This is a genomic window from Halomonas gemina, assembly GCF_023554995.1.
GTDB lineage: Bacteria > Pseudomonadota > Gammaproteobacteria > Pseudomonadales > Halomonadaceae > Halomonas > Halomonas gemina.
The window spans coordinates 312790-332626 of sequence record NZ_JAMJPK010000006.1; the positions used below are offsets into that span (position 1 = coordinate 312790).

General features: G+C 68.1%; 13 protein-coding genes. 11 read left to right on the top strand and 2 right to left on the bottom strand.

Features of this window, described 5'->3' with window-relative positions:
• Nucleotides 1-41 precede the first annotated feature (41 nt).
• Nucleotides 42-1067: a D-alanine--D-alanine ligase family protein gene (locus M8009_RS14825; protein WP_250062549.1), complete on the top strand. Its 1026-nt coding sequence runs from the start codon at nucleotides 42-44 to the stop codon at nucleotides 1065-1067.
• Nucleotides 1068-1073: 6 nt separating this feature from the next.
• Here M8009_RS14825 and M8009_RS14830 read toward each other — a convergent pair whose 3' ends face one another.
• Nucleotides 1074-3107 (bottom strand): CocE/NonD family hydrolase, encoded by a 2034-nt coding sequence (locus M8009_RS14830; RefSeq protein ID WP_250062551.1) that lies wholly within the window; start codon nucleotides 3105-3107, stop codon nucleotides 1074-1076.
• Between the two features lie 240 nt (nucleotides 3108-3347).
• Here M8009_RS14830 and M8009_RS14835 point away from each other — a divergent pair, with 240 nt between their 5' ends.
• Nucleotides 3348-5357, top strand: coding sequence for a CocE/NonD family hydrolase (locus M8009_RS14835; RefSeq protein WP_250062553.1), 2010 nt, complete (start codon nucleotides 3348-3350; stop codon nucleotides 5355-5357).
• Between the two features lie 141 nt (nucleotides 5358-5498).
• Nucleotides 5499-6677 carry a cation diffusion facilitator family transporter gene (locus M8009_RS14840; RefSeq protein WP_250062555.1) on the top strand — a complete coding sequence of 393 codons (1179 nt, stop codon included), beginning with the start codon at nucleotides 5499-5501 and terminating at the stop codon, nucleotides 6675-6677.
• Nucleotides 6678-6774: 97 nt separating this feature from the next.
• Here M8009_RS14840 and putA read toward each other — a convergent pair whose 3' ends face one another.
• Nucleotides 6775-10440, bottom strand: coding sequence for a bifunctional proline dehydrogenase/L-glutamate gamma-semialdehyde dehydrogenase PutA (gene putA, locus M8009_RS14845; protein ID WP_250062557.1), 3666 nt, complete (start codon nucleotides 10438-10440; stop codon nucleotides 6775-6777).
• A gap of 269 nt (nucleotides 10441-10709) precedes the next feature.
• On the opposite strand from putA, the gene M8009_RS14850 reads away from it, so the two are divergent.
• The 8 genes from M8009_RS14850 (at nucleotide 10710) to M8009_RS14885 (ending at nucleotide 19710) form a co-directional block, all read left to right on the top strand.
• Nucleotides 10710-11630 (top strand): beta-keto acid cleavage family enzyme, encoded by a 921-nt coding sequence (locus tag M8009_RS14850; protein WP_250062559.1) that lies wholly within the window; start codon nucleotides 10710-10712, stop codon nucleotides 11628-11630.
• On the top strand, nucleotides 11627-12583 hold the full coding sequence (locus M8009_RS14855) for an L-carnitine dehydrogenase (protein ID WP_250062561.1): 957 nt from the start codon (nucleotides 11627-11629) through the stop codon (nucleotides 12581-12583). Before M8009_RS14850 ends, M8009_RS14855 begins: the two co-directional genes overlap by 4 nt.
• On the top strand, nucleotides 12583-13038 hold the full coding sequence (locus M8009_RS14860; RefSeq protein ID WP_250062563.1) for a thioesterase family protein: 456 nt from the start codon (nucleotides 12583-12585) through the stop codon (nucleotides 13036-13038). Before M8009_RS14855 ends, M8009_RS14860 begins: the two co-directional genes overlap by 1 nt.
• A 60-nt stretch (nucleotides 13039-13098) precedes the next feature.
• Nucleotides 13099-14064 (top strand): GlxA family transcriptional regulator, encoded by a 966-nt coding sequence (locus tag M8009_RS14865; protein ID WP_250062565.1) that lies wholly within the window; start codon nucleotides 13099-13101, stop codon nucleotides 14062-14064.
• A 104-nt stretch (nucleotides 14065-14168) separates the two neighbouring features.
• Nucleotides 14169-15389, top strand: a complete 1221-nt coding sequence (locus tag M8009_RS14870) for a TauD/TfdA family dioxygenase (protein WP_250062567.1) — start codon at nucleotides 14169-14171, stop codon at nucleotides 15387-15389.
• A 372-nt stretch (nucleotides 15390-15761) separates the two neighbouring features.
• Entirely contained in the window at nucleotides 15762-16817 is a 1056-nt protein-coding gene (locus tag M8009_RS14875) for a GlxA family transcriptional regulator (protein ID WP_250062569.1), read from the top strand.
• Nucleotides 16818-17101: 284 nt separating this feature from the next.
• Nucleotides 17102-18421 (top strand): serine hydroxymethyltransferase, encoded by a 1320-nt coding sequence (gene glyA / locus M8009_RS14880; protein ID WP_250062571.1) that lies wholly within the window; start codon nucleotides 17102-17104, stop codon nucleotides 18419-18421.
• A 38-nt stretch (nucleotides 18422-18459) separates the two neighbouring features.
• Nucleotides 18460-19710 carry a sarcosine oxidase subunit beta family protein gene (locus tag M8009_RS14885; protein WP_250062573.1) on the top strand — a complete coding sequence of 417 codons (1251 nt, stop codon included), beginning with the start codon at nucleotides 18460-18462 and terminating at the stop codon, nucleotides 19708-19710.
• Nucleotides 19711-19837: the final 127 nt, after the last annotated feature.

Here is a 19837-nt window from a genome sequence, read left to right on the forward strand (position 1 = left end):
GCGCCTGGTCGGGAGGCATCACCCGGGACGTCGGAGGCGACATGTCGGATATCCAGGTGGCCGTGCTGTTGGGCGATCCGCGTCTTCCTTATGCCTATGCCATCGATGGCGGCTTCGGCGAGGAGGAACTGGCCGCGGTCGTGCACCTACGCAAGGCCCTCGCGCGGCTCCGGGGGTATCGTTTTACCTTTCTCGACGACCATGGGGCCTGGATCGACGACCTGCGGGCCAATCCCCCCGACCTGGCACTGAACCTCTGTGATACGGGCTTTCGCAACGACTGGGAGCTGGAGCGTGATGTGCCGGCGCTACTGGAGATCCTGGGGATTCCCTATACCGGCGCCGACCCCATGGGCATCAGCCTCACCACCGACAAGGCCCTGGTGCGCGCCCTGGCGGCGGGGCAGGGCATTCCCATCCCCAACGAGACCTACGTGGACCTCAGCGCTGCCCCGCTGGTCCTGCCGGCCATCTACCCCTGTCTGATAAAGCCCAACAGCAGCGGTGGCAGCTTCGGCATCACTCGGGACTGCGTGGTACGGGATGTCGGGGAAGCCGAGGCCTATCTGCGCTGGCTGGCGGAGCAACCCGGCGTCGTCGATGCCCTGATTCAGGACTTCCTCACCGGCCCGGAGTATACCCTGGGGCTGATAGGCAACGGTGCGAGCGGCTTCACCGTGCTGCCCCCGCTGGAAGTCGACTACTCGGCACTGGATCCCGACCTGCCCCCCATTCTGACGTACGGCTCCAAGGCCGATCCCGCCTCGCCGTACTGGGAGAAGCTCAGTTTCCGCCAAGCCGAGATCGATGATGTCACCTGGAGTCAGCTGATTGATCATTCGGTCAAGCTGTTCCGCCGCCTGGGGCTTCGCGACTATGCGCGCATCGACTTTCGTGAGGGCGAGGATGGCCAACCGCGATTGCTCGACGTCAACACCAACCCGACCTGGTACTGGGACGGCAAGCTGGCGCTGATGGCCGAGTGGGCGGGCCATCCCTACCATGAATTATTGCGGCTGATCCTCGAGGCGGCGGTTACCCGCCACGGCCTTCGCCGTCCCGCCTGAGCCCCGTCACAGCAGCCGGCGCATGACCTCCTCGTCCCAGTCCCGGCGTGCGAAGAGCACCTCGTCCTCGTAGGCCTTCAGTACCCCGCGGATCCGGAAGCTCCGAGGGGTGGCGGTCAGGCTGGTGCGGCATTCCAGACGGGTGGACCAGTCGCCCCGTTGGTGAGTAGTGGTCTGTTCGACGGTCACCTCGGCCGTATCGGGGTCGTAGTCGTGGATACGGTAGGTCTTGGCGAGGGTATAGCCGACCGTCAGGTCGATGTCTTCGATCCGCGCCAGCGCGGCGTCGCCGAAGTCGCCGCCGGTGGTGGCGATCCGGTAGGTCGACATGCCGGTGGTCAGGTCGCGCTCCACCCGGCGCTGGAAGGGGGCCACCTCGAGGGTGGTCATCTCCGGCATGGGGCCGCGTTCCGGTGGATCGAAGGGCCGCAAGTCGGCGTCCTCGGCGCGCGGCGGCCGTACCGGCAGTGTGAGCCGGCTGGTCCCGGTATGGAGGGTGAGATTGACGGCGGCCGGTGCCGGCCAGATCACCGGCCAGTAGCTGGTCGAGATCGCCAGCCGGATGGTGTGGCCGGGGGCGAAGGCATAGGCGATGTCGTTGAGCCGCACCTCCACGCGATAGCGCCGTCCCGGTTCCAGGGGGCTGGGATCCTCGCGGCTGTCGCGCTGGGTGAGGTTGAGCAGGCCGTAGCTCACCCTCGCCGAGGCGCCGTCCGGGGCGACGTCGTTGAGGCGCACGATGACGTAGGCCACCGGCTGGTCCACCGACAGCTCGAGCGAGACACAGGGGGCACCGAGAATCTCGAGACGCTGATCGAGGGGATCCGAGTCGAAGACCAGGGACTTGCCATCGTCCTCGCGCTGGTCGATGGGCGCCTCGCCCTCGGACCCGAAGCCATACCAGTCGCCGGCGCCCAGGCCGGTGGTCTGGGGCGAGGCGATGCGCATGCGGTCCTCGCCATCGGCCTTTTCGCCCAGCGACAGCACGTTCAGGTAGAGCGTCTTCGGCTGGATTCTCGGCGAGGGCCAATTCGTCTCCGCCACCCAGCGACCCGGGCGCTCGGCATACATCGGGGCGGGCGGGATGTACTCCTCCATCCAGACCCGCAACAGGGGCTCGTTCATGATGCCGGTGTCGCGGCCCTTCAGCCAGTGGTCCCACCAGCGCAGGGCCTCCTGGAAGAAACCGATCGCCGGGCCGGGCAGGGCGGCGTGGGGGAAGGCATGGGACCAGGGGCCGATCAGCCCCCTGCACGGCACCTTCAGTCCGGCCAGCAGGCGGGGGATGGCGTTCACATAGCCGTCGGCCCAGCCGCCCACCGCGAACACCGGGCAGGTCACCGCGGCGAAGTCCTCACAGACCGAGCCATGCTGCCAATAGGCGTCGCGGTGGGGGTGGCGCATCCATATCAGGGGGTAAAAGGGCGCCTGTTCGATGCGGTGCTTCCACTTGGCTCGCCACTCTTCACCGACGATGTCGGGATCCGGTGGGGTCGTGGCGCACGACAGCAGCACGGATCCCCAGCCGAGGTTCTCATTTAGCAGGCACCCGCCCTGGTAGTGGACGTCGTCGCTGTAGCGGTCGTCGGTGGAACACATGGAGATGATGGCCTTGAGCGGGGCCGGCCGCAGGGCCGCCACCTGTAGCGCGTTGAAGCCACCCCAGGAGATGCCCATCATGCCGACTTCACCGCTGCACCAGGGCTGGGCGACCAGCCAGTCGATGGCCTCTACGGCGTCATCGAGCTCCTGCTGGAGATACTCGTCCAGCAGCAGGCCATCGGAATCGCCGCTGCCGCGCAGGTCGAGGCGCACGCAGGCATAGCCATGCCCGGCGAAATAGCGATGCAGCGGCTCGTCGCGCAGGCGGGTGAAGTCACGCTTGCGGTAGGGCATGTACTCCAGAATGGCCGGCACCGGCTCGGACTCCGCGTCGGTGGGGCGCCAGATGCGGGCCGCCAGTCGTGTCCCATCCGGCATGGGAATCCAGACATTCTCGATGACGCGAACCTCACGGGGAAAATCCTCGACGATCTTCATGGCGCTTCCCTCTGGTCAGCACCGGGAGTGGCGGTGCTTGCTGAAGCATACACGACGGCGGAAATTCCGGTGTCTGGTCTCGTTGCCCAGCCGTCGCGAAGGCGTCTGCCCAGCCTAGACCCCTGAGCCGAACAGGAAGCGCGACGGTCCCCAAGGCCGCGACGATCTATGCTGAAGCCTGTCGGCGTTGGTCCATGCAGGCGCCCTGTCGTGGCGCCGGATATCGCGGGAGGAGTGGGGATGCCAGATGCACAGCAGGCCGGGGTGACGGTTATCGAGAATGTCTGGATTCCCATGCCGGATGGCGCCCGGCTGGCCGCCAAGCTCTGGCTGCCGGCGGGCGCCGAGTTGGCCAGCGTGCCCGCGGTCCTCGAGTACATCCCCTATCGCAAGCGGGACTTTCGGGCGATCCGGGACAGCCAGGTCCACGGCCACTTTGCCCGTCACGGCTATGCCGGGGTACGGGTGGACCTGCGCGGCAGCGGCGACTCCGATGGCGTGCTCCATGACGAATACCTGTCCCAGGAGCTGGAGGACGGCGTCGAGGTGATCCGCTGGATCGCCGCCCAGCCCTGGTGCAATGGTCGGGTGGGGATGATCGGCATCTCCTGGGGCGGCTTCAATGGCCTGCAGATCGCCGCCTTGCAACCCCCCGAGCTGCAGGCCGTGATCACCGTTTGCTCCTCGGACGATCGCTACACCGACGATGTCCATTACATGGGCGGCTGCCTGCTTACCGACAACCTCTCCTGGGCCTCGGTGATGCTGTCCTACAATGCCTGTCCTCCGGATCCGGCCATCGTCGGTGAGCGCTGGCACGAGCTGTGGTTCCGGCGGCTCGAGCACAGCGGACTCTGGCTAAAGACCTGGCTGGACCACCAGCGGCGGGATGCCTACTGGCGCCACGCCTCGGTCTGTGAGGACTTCGCGGCGATCCGCTGTCCGGTGTTTGCGGTCAGCGGCTGGGCCGATGGCTACTGCAACACGGTGTTCCGGCTGATCCACCACCTGAAAGGGCCACGCAAGGGGCTGGTCGGGCCCTGGAACCACAAGTATCCCCACCTGGGTGGACCAGGTCCCTCCATCGACTTCCTCGGCGAGTGCCTGCGCTGGTGGGATCGCTGGCTGAAGGATTGCGATAACGGCGTGGATCGGGAGCCCCTGCTAAGGGCCTGGATGCAGGACAGCGTCTCGCCGATCAGCGACGACCGTCCAGGGCGCTGGGTTGCCGAGATGCAGTGGCCCAGCCGACGTGTGCGGCAACGGGTCTATGCGCTTTCCCGGGACGGTCTGGTCACTGATGAGGCACCGGCGGAGGAATCTCCCCTGTCGATCCGCAGCCCGCTCAGCGTGGGGCTGTTCGCCGGCAAGTGGTGCAGCTATGCGGAGAGCACCGATCTGCCCACCGACCAGCGCCTGGAGGATGGCGGCTCGCTGTGCTTCGATACGCCCCCGCTGACCCAGGACATCGAGATCCTCGGCGAGCCCCTTGTGGAACTCGAGCTGTCGGCGGACCAGCCCCAGGCGATGGTCGTCGTAAGGCTCTCCGACATCGGTCCCGATGGCACCGTCACCCTGGTGACCTACGGGTTGTACAACCTCAGCCATCGCCACGGCCACGACCGCCCCGAGCCGCTCCGGCCAGGTGAGACCTGCCGGGTCACGGTCCGCCTCAACCACGTTGCCCAGTGTTTCCCCGCGGGTAACCGTATCCGGGTGGCGGTCTCCTCCTCGTACTGGCCGCTGGCCTGGCCATCGCCGTCGCCGGCGACGCTGACGCTCCATCCGCGAGGCTGTCGCTTGACCCTGCCCCAGCGCCCCCGGCGGGCCGCGGACCGGACACTGCCTGAGCTCGGCGAGCCGCGCATGGCGCCGGGCCCGGCCACCACCCTGCTGGTACCGGCCCACCGGGAGTGGACGGTGCTCTTCAACCTGGCCACCAACGAGGCCACGCTCGGGGTCATCGACAACGATGGCAGCTGGCGTCTCGACGACCAGGGTTTGACGCTAGGCTATGACGTCACCGAGCGTTACACCCAGGCCAACGACGACTACGCCACGGTGAGCGGCGAGGTCATCAATCGGCGAACGTTCGAGCGCGGCGACTGGCGGGTGGACATCGTCACCCGCACGGTGATGACCAGCACGGCGAGTCACTTCCATCTCAACGCCACCCTGGATGCCTACGAAGGCGACGAGCGGGTCTTCTCCCGGACCTGGAACGAGGTCATCTCCCGTGACCATCTTTGAGCCCCTCCGGCCGAAACGTCGACCACCGGGCGCTGGAACAGTGTCAGGCACCTCGACGCCTTGTGCCAATCTGGACCTTTTAGGTACCATTTATTCAACGCCACCAATGCGATTCCCATAAGGGGCGTCCCAGAACCGACCATGCAGACCAATCTCGAGAAACACCAAGCCACCCGTCGCGTCACCTACCTGTCCGTGGTGGTGAACACCGTCTTGGGTGTGGCCAAGATCATCGTCGGCTGGCTCGTCGGCTCGGCCGCGCTGGTTGCCGATGGCGTGCACTCCTTCTCCGACCTGGTGACCGACGGCTTCGTGCTTGCCGCCTCTCACTATGGCCATCAGGGGCCCGACCACGACCACCACTACGGTCACGGGCGCATCGAGACCCTGGCCACCCTGTTCCTGGGCAGCGTGCTGATCTTCGTGGCCGGCGCCATCGCCTGGTCGAGCCTGGATCGCCTCTCCTCTACCGCCGAGATTCCGCCGCCCGGCGTCTGGGCGATCCTGTTGACGGCCCTGGCGCTGCTTTCCAAGGAGTGGCTCTTCCACCTGACACGCCGGGTGGCGCGCCGTATCGGCTCGAAGATGCTGGAAGCCAACGCCTGGCACCACCGCAGCGACGTGCTTTCCACCGGCGTGGTGATGGTCGCCCTGGTGGGCAGCCAGTTTGGCGCCACCTGGATCGATACCGTGGCGGCGGTGATCGTCGGCCTGATGGTCGGCAAGGTGGGCTGGGACCTGCTGTGGGAGTCGGGACGAGAACTGGTGGACACCGCCCTGCCCGTGGCGACCCAGGAGGAGATGCGCCAGGTGGCGATGAACGTGGCCGGCGTCGAGGGCATACATGACCTGCGCACCCGCCTGTCGGCCGGGCATACCATGCTCGATCTGCACGTGGTGGTGTCGCCGCGGATCAGCGTCTCCGAAGGTCACGAGATCGGCAACGAGGTGAGCCGCCGCCTGCGCAATGCCTTCCCCGCCCTCACCGACCTCACCTTCCATATCGACCCCGAGGACGACGCCGGAGAGGGCGACCCCAGCCGCTTCCCGGGGCTGCCGCTGCGTCCCGAGGTAGAAGCCGCCCTGGCGCAGCGTTGGGAGGCGCTGGACGTCTGGCCGGCGATCCGCGAGATCGAACTGCACTACCTGGAGGGCGTGGTCACGGTGGTGATCTGCCTGCCCGAGCAGTCGCCCTTCGACAGCGACGCCGTGATCAGCCGCCTCGAGGAGCGTGCCCAAGACCTCGATTGGTTCTCCCACGTCGAAGTGCGACGCCTGGCGGGCGCCCCGTCCCCGTGCAGCGTTTCCCTGAAGGCATGAACGCGAGCGCCGGGGCTCATGGCCCCGGCGTGTTGGTTGGCAAGCCCCCACCCTGCAAGAAGTTGCCGCGCTTCCCTCGGGTGGATGTCCCCCGAGCCTATTCGGCCGTCGCCAGCAGGCTGGCGTTGCCCCCCGCGGCGGTGGTGTCGATGCACAGGTGGCGTTCCACCACGTAGCGCTCCGGGGCGATGGTCTGGGTCTCGAGCGACACGATGGCGCCGTCGCGCTCGGCGAGCGCCAGGCGCAGCTCGCGGGTCCAGTCGCTGTCGCCGGCCGCGGCCACGGTCTCGATCTCCCTGATCGCGGTCAGGGTGTCGGCCGCGACGCTGCCGTCGAGCGCGGCGACGGGCGCCCCGGCATCGATCAGCGGCTGCACGGCCTGAGTCGCGCCGGGGGCGACGACGACGGCCGGTGAGCCTGCCCCCAGCGCCTGCACCGCCTGGGCGATGGCGATATCCAGGCTCGGCCCGAGGCACAGGGCCGGGCCCTTCGGGTACATCGCCAGGCGATTGCTTTCGCCCGTCGGCCCCGGCAGCGTCTGGGGCGTCATGTCCAGCGCCGCGGTCTCGGCGAGCGCCTTGCGGACCACGCCACCCTTGCCGGAGAGCGCCTTGCGCAGAACTTCGACCCGATCGCGACGCGCCGCCCAGTTGCGTGAATCCAGCCCGTCGAGGGCCGACTGCAGATCCCCGACGGTCACGGCATTCCCTTTCGGCGCCTCAAGGCGCTCGACGGCAGCGGTACGGCGGAAGCGGTTGACGTAGAGCGGGCCGCCGGCCTTGGGGCCGGTACCCGAGAGGCCCTCGCCACCGAAGGGCTGGGAGCCGACGATGGCACCGATCTGGTTGCGATTGACGTAGATGTTGCCGACATGGATGCGCTCGACGATCTGCTGCACGCGGTCGTCGATGCGGGTATGCAGGCCGAAGGTCAGCCCGTAGCCCCTTTCGTTGATGTCATCGACCACCTTGTCGATGTCCCGCGCCTTGAAGGTGGCCACGTGCAGCACCGGGCCGAAGATCTCGCGCTCGAGGTCCTCGATGCCGCCGACCTCGACCACGGCCGGGGTGACGAAGGTGCCGACGTCCGGCGCAGGCAGCTTCTTCAGCACCTTGCCGGCCTTTTCCTTCTCCGCCACATAGGCGCCGATGTCGGCCTGGGCCTCGGCGTCGATCACCGGCGAGACGTCGGTGTCGGTGTTCCAGGGGTCGCCGATGGTCAGCGCGTCCATGGCGCCATCGAGCATCGTCAGCAGCCGCTCCCGCGCCTCTTCCTGGACGTAGAGCATCCTCAGCGCCGAGCAGCGCTGGCCGGCCGACTGGAAGGAGGAGATCAGGATGTCGCGCACCGCCTGCTCGGTCAGCGCCGTGGAGTCCACGATCATGGCATTCAACCCGCCGGTCTCGGCGATCAGCACGGCATCCGGCCCGGCATTCTTCGCCAGGGCCTTGTGGATGATCTGCGCCACCGGGGTCGAGCCGGTGAAACAGACGCCGGCGATCCGCGGATCGCTGGTCAGTGGCCCGCCCACCGTGGGCCCGTCGCCGGGCAGCAGCTGCAGCGCCGCCTCGGGCAGGCCGGCCTCGCGCATCAGCTCGACGGCCCGCGCGGCGATCATCGGTGTCTGCTCGGCGGGCTTGGCGAGCACCGCGTTGCCGGCCGCCAGCGCCGCGGCGAGCTGGCCGGTGAAGATGGCCAGCGGGAAGTTCCAGGGGCTGATGCAGACGAAGATGCCGCGGGCGCTACCCGGCTCTTCGGCGTCCAGTCGCTCGCCCTCGTTTGCGTAAAAGCGCAAGAAATCGACCGCTTCACGCACCTCGGCGATGCCGTCGAACATCATCTTGCCGGCCTCGCGGGTGCAGATCACCGTCAGCTCGGCGATGTGTTCCTCGTAGAGGTCGGCGGTGCGGCGCAGCACCTCGGCCCGCTCGGCCACCGGACGCGCCGACCACTCGCGGAAGCCCTCCTCGGCGGCGTCCAGCGCGGCCGCCACCTCCTCCGGGGTCGCCTCATGCACCTGGCCGACCACCCGCGAGCCGTCGGCGGGCGACACCACATCGTTGGCCGGCCCCTGGGGTGCCGGGTTTCCCGCCAGCATGGGCCCGGCGGTCCAGGTGGTGTCGGCGAATGTCTCGCGAGCCGCCAGCAGCGGCAGGATCGAGGCGGGTTCGTTGATCCGGTAGCCGCGGGAGTTCTTGCGCTCGGGGGCGAACAGCTCGCCGGGCTGGCGGATCATGGGACTGGCGATGGCATCACCCAGGCGTTGCATCTCTGCCACCGGATCCTTGGAGACCTCGCTGGGGGGAATCGAGCTGTCCACTACCTGGTTGACGAAGGAGGAGTTCGCGCCGTTCTCCAGCAGGCGTCGGACCAGGTAGGCCAGCAGATCACGGTGCGCACCAACCGGGGCATAGATGCGGCAATGCGTCCCTTCTGACTCCTTGACGATATGGTGCAGCGACTCGCCCATGCCGTGCAGGCGCTGGAACTCGTAGCTGTCCTTGTCATCGCCGGCCATGGCGACGATGGCGGCACAGGTATGGGCGTTGTGGGTGGCGAACTGCGGGTAGATGCGGTCGCGCCGGTCGAGCAGCAGCTGGGCGCAGGCCATGTAGCTGACATCGGTGTTGACCTTGCGGGTGAAGACCGGGAAGGTCTCGACGCCCATCTCCTGGGCCAGCTTGATCTCGGTATCCCAGTAGGCGCCCTTGACCAGTCGCACCATGATCTTGCGATCGTGTCGCTCGGCCATGTCGTAGAGCGCCTCGATCACCGGCCCGGCGCGGCGTCCGTAGGCCTGTACCACGACACCGAAGCCATCCCAGCCCTTGAGGCTCGGGTCGGAGAGCAGCGCCTCGATCACGTCCAGCGACAGATCCAGCCGGTCCTGCTCCTCGGCGTCGATATTGAAGCCGATATTGGCCTTGGCCGCCTGCCGCACCAGTTCCTGGGCGCGTGGCACCAGGGTCTCCATCACCGTATCGCGGTGGGTGTATTCGTAACGCGGATGCAGCGCCGAGAGCTTCACCGAGATGCCGGGGCTGCCGCGCACGTCGCCCTTGGCCTGCTTGGCGATGGCGGTGATCGCCTTGGCGTAGGCCTCATGATAGCGCTGCGCATCCTCGTCGGTGCGCGCCGCCTCGCCCAGCATGTCGTAGGAGTAGGTGTAGCCCTGCTTCTCGAGTTCGCGGGCATTCTTCATGCCCTCCTCGATGGTCTGGCCGAGCACGAACTGGCGGCCGAGAATCCGCATCGACTGGCCGACCGCCTTGCGCACCACCGGCTCGCCCATGCGGCGCACCAGGCCGCGCAGCGCCCGCGTCGGGCCCTTGGGGTCGTCATCCAGCACCTTGCCGGTCAGCATCAGCGCCCAGGTCGAGGCGTTGACCATCGACGACGACGACTTGCCCAGGTGCGCGCCCCAGTCGGAGGGCTCGATCTTGTCGTGGATCAGGTCGTCGATGGTCTCCGCGTCGGGCACCCGCAGCAGCGCCTCGGCCAGGCACATCAGGCCGACGCCTTCGGCGGTGGAGAGCCCGTACTCGGCCAGGAACGCCTCCATCATCGAGGGCGACCTCTCCTTGCGCACCCGCGCTACATAGTTGGCACCGACCTCGGCCACCCTGCGGCGGTCGTCTTCGGACAGCTTGATACGCTCGACCAGCTCATGCAGTACTGTTGCCTCGTCGGCCGAATAGTGGTCGCGGATGCGCGTTCGCAGCTCGCTCACGGCGCCCTGCGGGTGAAGGTTTGCTTGGTTCATGTTCGATACCCTTTTGCTGCTCGGAACGCATCGTCGATGCACAGGTGCGATTGCCGTCGTCTATGGTGGAAGGCATTTATCTAGCGTAGGCGTCGCGGCCGGAGTTGTGTCCACTGGCGATAGACACTTTATCAACGGACGACTCGTCGGGCATCGATCGCGGCAAGTATGTCGCTAAATGTGGATTTTTTGTCGTGCTGGATCAAAATGCCAGGCCGGGATGACCCCACACTGTAGGCACATCCTCGTTGAGCCACAGGAGGCCGAACGTGAACCGCAACGTCATCCTGACCTGCGCCGTCACCGGCGCCGGCGATACCGCCGGCAAGAACCCCAATGTGCCGATCACGCCGAAGCAGATCGCCGACGACTGCATCGAGGCCGCCCGCGCCGGCGCGAGCGTGGCGCATATCCACGTGCGCGACCCCGAGACCGGCGCCATCAGCCACTCCGTCGATCGCTTCCGTGAGGTGATGGCGCGGGTCCGCGAGGCGGACGTCGACATCGTCATTAACATCACCGCCGGCGGCGGCGGCGACTGGATTCCCGACGCCGAGGACCCCACCCGCGGTGGCCCGGGCACCGACATCCAGACCCCGTCCCAGCGCCATGCGCCGGTGGCTGCGCTGCTCCCGGAGCTTTGCACCCTGGACTGCGGCAGCCTCAACTTCGGCGACATGGTCTACGTGAATCCCGCCGACTGGCTGCGCGAGCACGCCCGGCTGGTGCAGGCCGCCGGCGTCAAGCCGGAGCTGGAGTGCTTCGACCTGGGCCATGTGTGGTTCGCCCGCCAGCTGCAGCAGGAGGGCCTGATCGACGGCGCCCCCCTCTACCAGCTCTGCCTGGGCATTCCCTGGGGCGCCGAGGCCGACCCCGAGTCCATGCTGGCGATGCGCAACAAACTGCCGGCGAACGCCAACTGGGCGGCCTTCGGCATCGGCCGTCAGCAGATGCCCATGGTCGCCCAGGCGATGCTGCTCGGTGGCCACGCCCGGGTCGGCCTGGAGGATAACCTCTACCTGAAGAGGGGGGTGCTGGCCACCAACGCTCAGCTGGTGGAGAAGGCCGGGGACATCATCGAGAGCCTCGGTGGCCGCGTCATGACGCCGGCCGAGACCCGCGCCCACCTGAAGCTGCGCGACCCGGGCACGGGCAAGACCGTTGAACAGGCCGCGGGAGGTCAGGCATGAGCCGTCAACTCTCCGTGATCGGTACCGGGGTGATCGGCAACGGCTGGATCGCCCGCGCCTTGGCACGCGGCTGGGACGTGGTGGCCTTCGACCCCGACCCCGAGGCCCCGGCGCGTACCCGCGCCTTCGTCGACAATGCCTGGGAATCGCTTGCGCGCCCGGGCCTGGCCGAGGGCGCCAGCCCAGCGCGGCTGCGCTTCGCGAATAGCCTCGAGGCCGCCGTCGAGGGCGCCGACCTGATCCAGGAGAACGTCCCCGAGCGCCTGGAACTCAAGCGCGAGATCCTCGCCGCCATCGACGCCGCGGCGGCGCCGGAGGTGGTGATCGGCTCCTCCACCTCGGGCTTCAAGCCCACGGACCTTCAGCAGGAGTGCCGCCGGGCGCCGGGACGGGTGATCGTCGCCCACCCCTTCAACCCGGTCTACCTGCTGCCGCTGGTCGAGCTCGTCGGCGGCGAGGCCACCGACCCCGCGCAGGTCGAGCGCGCCCGTGGGCTCTATCAATCACTCGAGATGCGCCCGCTGGTGGTACGCCGCGAGATCGAGGGCCATATCGCCGATCGCCTGATGGAGGCGCTGTGGCGTGAGGCGCTGCACCTGGTCAACGACGGCGTGGCCACCACCGAGGAGATCGATGCCGCCGTGGTCTATGGCTGCGGCCTGCGCTGGTCGCTGATGGGCACCTTCCTGACCTTCCACCTGGCCGGCGGCGAGCAGGGCATGCGGCATATGCTCGAGCAGTTCGGCCCGGCACTGAAGCTGCCCTGGACCAAGCTCGAGGCCCCCGAACTCACCGATGGGCTGATCGACCGCGTGGTCGAGGGCTGCGAGCATCAGGCCGCCGGGCGCCCGGTGGCCGAGCTGGACCGCCGCCGCGACGACTTCCTGGTGGAACTGCTCGACCTGGTGCAGAAGTACTGGCCGGAGGCCGAGGGCCTGGAGGGACGCATCTGATGGTGATACTGGAGACCCGCGTCGCCCCCGAGTGGGTCGACTACAACGGCCACATGAACGACGCCGAGTACGCGCGGGTGTTCTCGCTGGGCGTGGAGGCGCTGATGGACGCCATCGGCCTCGACGAGGCCGGTCGGGCGCGCCATGGCTACACCCTCTACACCCTCGAGACGCACCTCTGCTACCGGCGCGAGGCCCATGAGGGGCAGCCGCTGCGCGTCAGCCTGACCCTGCTGGATCGCGACGCCAAGCGGTTGCATGTCTTCTTCGAACTGCGTGACGAGGCGGACACCCTGCTGGCCACCAGCGAGCAGATGCTGATGGGGATCGACAGCGAGGCGGGGCGCCCGGCGCCCTTTCCCGCGCCCGCCGAGGCGGCCATCGCCGCGCTGCCCCATGCCACGCAAGACGCCTGGCCGGAACTGGCCGGACGCACCATCGGCATTCGCCGCTGACCCCGGTCGCCGAACGCCAGGCCCCGTCCCGGGCGGGCCTGGTGTATCCTCTCCCAGACCATGAGACTCCAGCCGCCCGACACCGTCCCTGAGCGCATCGGCTTCCTGCTGCTGCCGCGCTTCGCCATGGTGGCCGTCTTCTCGGCCATCGAGCCGCTGCGCATCGCCAACCGCATCGGCGGCCGGGCGCTGTTCGAGTGGGCGCTGATCAGCCGCGACGGCGAGCCGGTGGTGGCCTCCAACGGCATGACCCTGGCGGCGACCTGCGGCCTGGCCGAGGCGCCGATAACGCCCAGCCTGGCGGTCTGCGCCAGCTTCGAGCCCGAGCACGGCATCGATGACGAGCTGACCGCCTGGCTGCGCGAGCGTGCCGTGGCCGGCTGCGTGCTAGGTGGCATGGATACCGGCTGCTATGCGCTGGCCGCCGCCGGGCTCCTCGATGACCAGACGGTGACCCTGCACTGGGAGTGCCTGCCCGAGTTCCGCACCCGCTTTCCCCGGGTCGACGCCGTGGAGTCGATCTATGAGATCACCGCCGAGGGCTTCTCCTGCGCCGGTGGCAGCGCGGCCATCGACATGAGCCTGGACCTGATCCGTCGCCGCCACGGCGAGCCCCTGGCCGACCGGGTCCGGGAGCAGCTGGTCCACGATCAGGGGCGCCAACCGGCCAGCCGCCAGCGTGGCAGCCCGGGACAGGGCGTCGATCCCCTGCTCAACCGCGCCATCGCCCTGATGGAGGCGCATCTGGAGGCGCCGCTGAGCATCCAGGCACTGGCCGGTGAACTGGGACTCGGCTGGCGCGGCCTGGAGCGCCTCTTCGAGCGCTACCTGGCCTGCCCGCCTCAGCGGTTCTACGTGGAGCGCCGCCTGGCCCATGCCCACCGGCTGCTGCTGGAGACGCGGCACCCGGTCACCCAGATCGCCCTGGCCTGCGGCTTCGCCTCGGCCTCCAGCTTCACCCGCGCCTTCCGCCGCCACCATGGCCTGACGCCCAGCCAGCTTCGGCGGCGCCACAGGCCGGGCTGACTGTCGAATTGGGCACAGTTCCTGTCGAATCGCGTCGCATGAGGTCCCGCGTTGACGGGCACCCTGTAGGTCACCACCAACGCCATCGGGAGCCCCACCCTGCCATGACCTCGCTACCCCTGACCCCCGACTACGATGCCTGGCCCATCGAGGCCGATCTCGAGGCCGTCTCCTTCACACAGCGCCTGGTGACGGTGCGCTGGAGCGACGGACGCCAGAGTCGCTACCACGGCGTCTGGCTGCGCGAGAACGCCGCCGACGACACCACCGTCAACCCGGCGACACGCGAGCGCATCCTGGATCTCTCCACCCTGCCGGCCTGGCCCGAGATCGCCGCAGCCGAGATCGATGCCGCCGGCGCGCTGTGCGTGGAGTTCGTGCCCGAGGAGCGCCGACTGCGCTTCCACCCCGGCTGGCTGCACGCCCACGACTACGACAATGCCGGCGATCCCGAGGCACCGCTGGTGACGGTGACGACCTGGCAGGGCGGCCCCGGGGAAGGCCCGGAGAGCCTCGATGCCGCCGGCCTGCTCGACACCGAAGCGGGTGACGAGGCCGAGGAGGCGATCCTTGCCCCGGCCCTGGAAAGCGTGCTGGGCAGGGGGCTGGTGCGCCTGCGCGGCCTGCCCACCGAGCCCGGCTCGCTGGAGGCCATCGCCCGGCGCATCGGCCCGCTGCGGCCCACCAACTTCGGGCTGCTGTTCGACGTCAAGGCCAAGCCCGATCCTGACTCCAATGCCTATACCGCCATCGCGCTGCCGCCCCACGTCGACCTGCCGACCCGGGAGTACCAGCCGGGGCTGCAGATGCTGCACTGCCTGAAGAACAGCGTGGAAGGCGGCGAGGCGGTGATGCTCGACGGCTTCGCCGTGGCCGAGGCGCTGCGCGAACGCGCCCCGGAAGCCTTCGCCACCCTGACTCGGGTGCGCTGGTGCTACGCCAATACCGCCAGGACCACCGACTACGTCTGGTACGCGCCGATGATCCGCCTCGACGCGCGCGGCGAGCTGCTCGAGGTGCGCATCGCCGACTTCCTGCGCGGCCCGCTGCAGGCGCCCTTCGCGGAGGTGGAGCCGGCCTATGAGGCGCTGATGACCCTGCAGCGCATGCTGCATGAGCCCGCATTCGCCATCCGCTTCACCTATCGCCCCGGCGACCTGGTGATCTTCGATAACCGCCGCCTGCTGCATGCCCGCGATGCCTTCGAGGGCGCAAGCGGCCACCGCTGGCTGCAGGGCTGCTACATGGAGCGCGACGAGATCCGCTCGCGCTACCGCATGGTGCTGCGCGCGCGGCGCCAGCGGCGGGTCGCTGCCGAGGCCTGAGGCCTCGCGACAGCTTGCTTTCGCTCCCTTCCCCCTTTCTCTCACTATTCGTCGCTCCGCCGGCAATGGCCGTTCATGGCCCCAGCGGTTCGACGGCTTTTGCGTTTGGCACTCGCCAGGCTCATGGGTCGTGGTCTGGCGCACTCGAGTATGTGGGGGTGTCATTGATGTCGTGAAGGTAGTCCCCTTGTGAGGCTGCCACCTGAAGATGTCTCTTCCCATGCCCGAAATACGGCGGGCGTGGCCACCTTGAGTCGCGGGGTGGAGATTGGCGAAGGATGGCGGGGCTGATTCTGCTTTATGTGGTGCTGGCGCGGGTGGAGGGATACGCTGGATCCTTGGATCGAGTCCGGGATTGGAGATTTGCTTGTCATGACGCCTGGAGCCACTACGGGCCTCCTTCGCCAGGGAGAACCCCTGTCGGTCGGCTTCGTCCTGCTGCACCGCTTCACCCTGCTGCCCTTCGCCGCCTTCGTCGACTGCCTGCGCCTGGCCGCCGACGAGGGGGATCGCAGCCGTCAGCTGCGCTGCCACTGGACCTTCATGACCAGCACCGGGCAGGAGGCCCTCTCCAGCTGCGGTGCCGCCATCTCGCCCTGCCTGTCGTTTCGCGACCCCGGCGAGTTCGACTACATCGTGGTGATCGGCGGCGTGCAGGCTCAGAAGGAGCGCCAGGATTCCACCGCCCTGGCCTACCTGCGCCAGGCGGCCGAGGCCGGTGTGCCGCTGGTGGGCCTGTGCACCGGCGTCTTCGCCCTGATCCAGGCGGGGTTGATGAAGGGGCGGCGCTGCTGCGTCAGCTGGTACCACCATCGCGACATGATGCAGCGTTTTCCCGCCATCGAGCCGGTGGCCGATCGGCTGTTCATCGACGACGGGGACCGCCTTACCTGTGCAGGCGGGGCGGCGGCGGCGGATCTGGCCGCCTATCTGGTCGAGCGACACCTGGGCAAGGCCTGGGCCATGAAGAGCCTCAACATCATGCTGCTCGATGAGGCCCGCGTCGGCACGCACCCTCAGCCGCAGCCGGTGGTCTTCGGCAAGATCGAGGATCGCCTGGTGCGCCGGGCCATCGCCGTGCTCGAGCAGCACCTGGGCGAGGCCATCTCGATGGATGCGCTGGCCGAGCGGGTGGGCACCTCACGCCGGCACCTGGAGCGCCGCTTCCGCGAGATCCTCGGCGTCGGGCCTCAGAAGTTCGCCCGTGACCTGCGCCTGCGCTACGGCCTGTGGCTGCTGCACTACACCGGCAAGAGCATCACCGAGATCGGCGAGCGCTGCGGTTTCGCCGACACGGCCCACTTCTCACGCCACTTCCGCAGCGCCTTCGACATGACCCCCTCGGAGATGCGCAAGCGCGCCGTCGAGCCCGGCAGCGACCGGGTCGACCCCTTCTTCCTGCATATCGACGGCCGCCCCACACCCTGAGCCCTCGGTTATCCCCTACTGATCGCGTGCCCTCACGCCTGCCGTGAGGACGCCTCGGTCCGGCGCCTCCCGCTTGTCGAGCGGCCGTCAGTGTGCCCCGGCGTTCATGAATCCTGTCGCATCTGTTCAATCCCTTCCCGTAGCCGTCGTCTTTAATCGATGCGTACGCCGGACGCGCTGCATGGCGGTTATCCACGCATAAGGACTTCAAATTTTACCGCTGGCAGGTTGCCGACAGATTCAAGGAACACCCTGCCCGCTATCGATAACAACAGGAGTTAGTCATGAACCAGGTAGGTCTCGCCGCCTTCGATTCCCAGATCGCCGCCGCCATCGCCGATGAGGTGGCCCGCCAGGAGGCCCACGTCGAGCTGATCGCTTCGGAGAACTACGCCAGCCGCGCCGTGATGGAAGCCCAGGGCACCCAGCTGACCAACAAGTACGCCGAGGGCTACCCGGGCAAGCGCTACTACGGCGGTTGCGAGCACGTCGACGTGGTCGAGCAGCTGGCCATCGATCGCGCCTGCGACCTGTTCGGCGCCGATTACGCCAACGTCCAGCCGCACTCCGGGGCCCAGGCCAACGCCGCGGCCTTCATGGCCCTGATCAAGCCCGGCGACACCGTACTGGGCATGAGCCTGGCCCACGGCGGCCACCTGACCCACGGTGCCGCGCCCAACTTCTCCGGCAAGCACTACCATGCGGTGCAGTACGGCCTGAACCCGGAGACCGGCGAGATCGACTACGAGGAGGTCGAGCGCCTGGCGAAGAGCCACAAGCCCAAGCTGATTATCGCCGGCTTCTCGGCCTATGCCCGGGTAGTGGACTGGCGGCGCTTCCGTGCCATCGCCGACGAGGTGGGTGCCTGGTTCATGGTCGACATGGCCCACGTCGCGGGTCTCATCGCCGCCGGCCACTACCCGAGCCCGATTCCCCACGCCCACGTGGTGACTACCACCACCCACAAGACCCTGCGCGGCCCGCGCGGCGGCCTGATCCTCTCTGCCCACGGCGACGCGGATCTCTACAAGAAGCTCAACGGCGCGGTCTTCCCGGGCCAGCAGGGCGGCCCGCTGATGCACGTCATCGCCGCCAAGGCGGTGGCCTTCAAGGAGGCCATGAGCCAGGAGTTCGTGCAGTACCAGCAGCGGGTGATCGACAACGCCCGGGCCATGGCCGGCGTGTTCATCGAACGCGGCTATGACGTCGTCTCCGGCGGCACCGACGACCACCTCTTCCTGGTCTCGCTGATCAAGCAGGGCGTCACCGGCAAGGATGCCGACGCGGCACTCGGCCGTGCGCATATCACCGTCAACAAGAACGCCGTGCCCAATGACCCCCAGAGCCCCTTCGTCACCTCCGGCCTGCGCATCGGCACCCCGGCGGTAACCTCCCGCGGCTTCGACGAGGCCGAGTGCAGTGAGCTCGCCGGCTGGATCTGCGACATCCTCGATGTCCTGGCCGAGCGCCACAGCACCGGCGCGGTCGAGGACGAGGTGCGCGAGAAGGTCGCCGCGCTGTGCGAGCGCCATCCGGTCTACGACGAAGCTATCGCCGAGGGTCGCCAGGCCCATGCCCAGGCTGCAGCCGCGTCAGCGGTCTGATCGCCTTAACGAGTCAGGAGCGGTTTCAGGAGAGAGTCATGCAACGCTATTCAGGCTTCGGGCTGGCGAAACACGCGCTCAGCCATCATGAGAACTGGGAGCGCCAGTGGCGCAACCCCACGCCCAAGAAGCAGTACGACGTGATCATCGTCGGCGGCGGCGGCCATGGCCTGGCCACCGCCTACTACCTGGCCAAGGAGCACGGCATCACCAACGTGGCGGTGGTGGAGAAGGGCTGGCTGGGCGGCGGAAACACCGCCCGCAACACCACCATCGTGCGCTCCAACTATCTCTGGGACGAGGCGGCGGCGCTCTACGAGCACTCCATGAAGCTGTGGGAGGGGCTCTCCCAGGATCTCAACTACAATGTGATGTTCTCCCAGCGCGGCGTGCTCAACCTGGGCCATACCCTGCAGGACATGCGAGATATCCAGCGCCGGGTCAACGCCAACCGCCTGAACGGCATCGACGGCGAGGTGCTGGACGCCAAGGGCGTGCAGGAGATCGTGCCGATCATGGACTGCTCGAAGAACGCCCGCTATCCGATCCTCGGCGCCTCCTGGCAGCCGCGGGCCGGCGTGGCGCGCCATGACGCCGTGGCCTGGGGCTTCGCCCGGGCCGCCGATGCGCTGGGCGTGGACATCCTGCAGAACACCGAGGTCACCGGCTTCAAGATCCGCGACGGCCGGGTCTACGGGGTGCATACCAACCGCGGTGACATCGAGGCGAAGACCGTGGGCTGCGTGGCGGCGGGCAACTCGGGGGTGCTGGCGAAGATGGCCGGCTTCCGGCTGCCGCTGGAGTCCCATCCGCTGCAGGCGCTGGTCTCCGAGCCACTCAAGCCGGTGCTGGATACCGTGGTGATGTCCAACCACGTGCACGGCTACATCAGCCAGACCGACAAGGGCGACCTGGTGATCGGCGCCGGCATCGACGGCTACAACGGCTACGGCCAGCGCGGCAGCTACCCCACCGTGGAGCACACCCTGCAGGCCATCGTCGAGATGTTCCCGATCTTCTCGCGAGTGCGCATGAACCGGCAGTGGGGCGGCATCGTCGATACCTGTCCGGACGCCTGCCCGATCCTCTCCGCCACGCCGGTCAAGGGGCTCTTTTTCAACTGTGGCTGGGGGACCGGCGGCTTCAAGGCCACGCCGGGCTCCGGAAACGTCTTCGCCTGGACCCTGGCCAAGAACCAGGCCCATCCGATCGCGGCGCCGTTCTCCATCGACCGTTTCCACTCCGGGGCGTTGGTCGATGAGCACGGCGCGGCCGGGGTCGCCCACTAACTTCTGCGAGCTGCGCCACGCGATGGCTGCGTTGTCCGACTCATCTGCGTCCTCATGTACCTACCCCGTACACTGCGTCGCCTCTTTCGTCGGACGCCTTGCCCTCAAGCGGCTCGCTGGCGCAGAA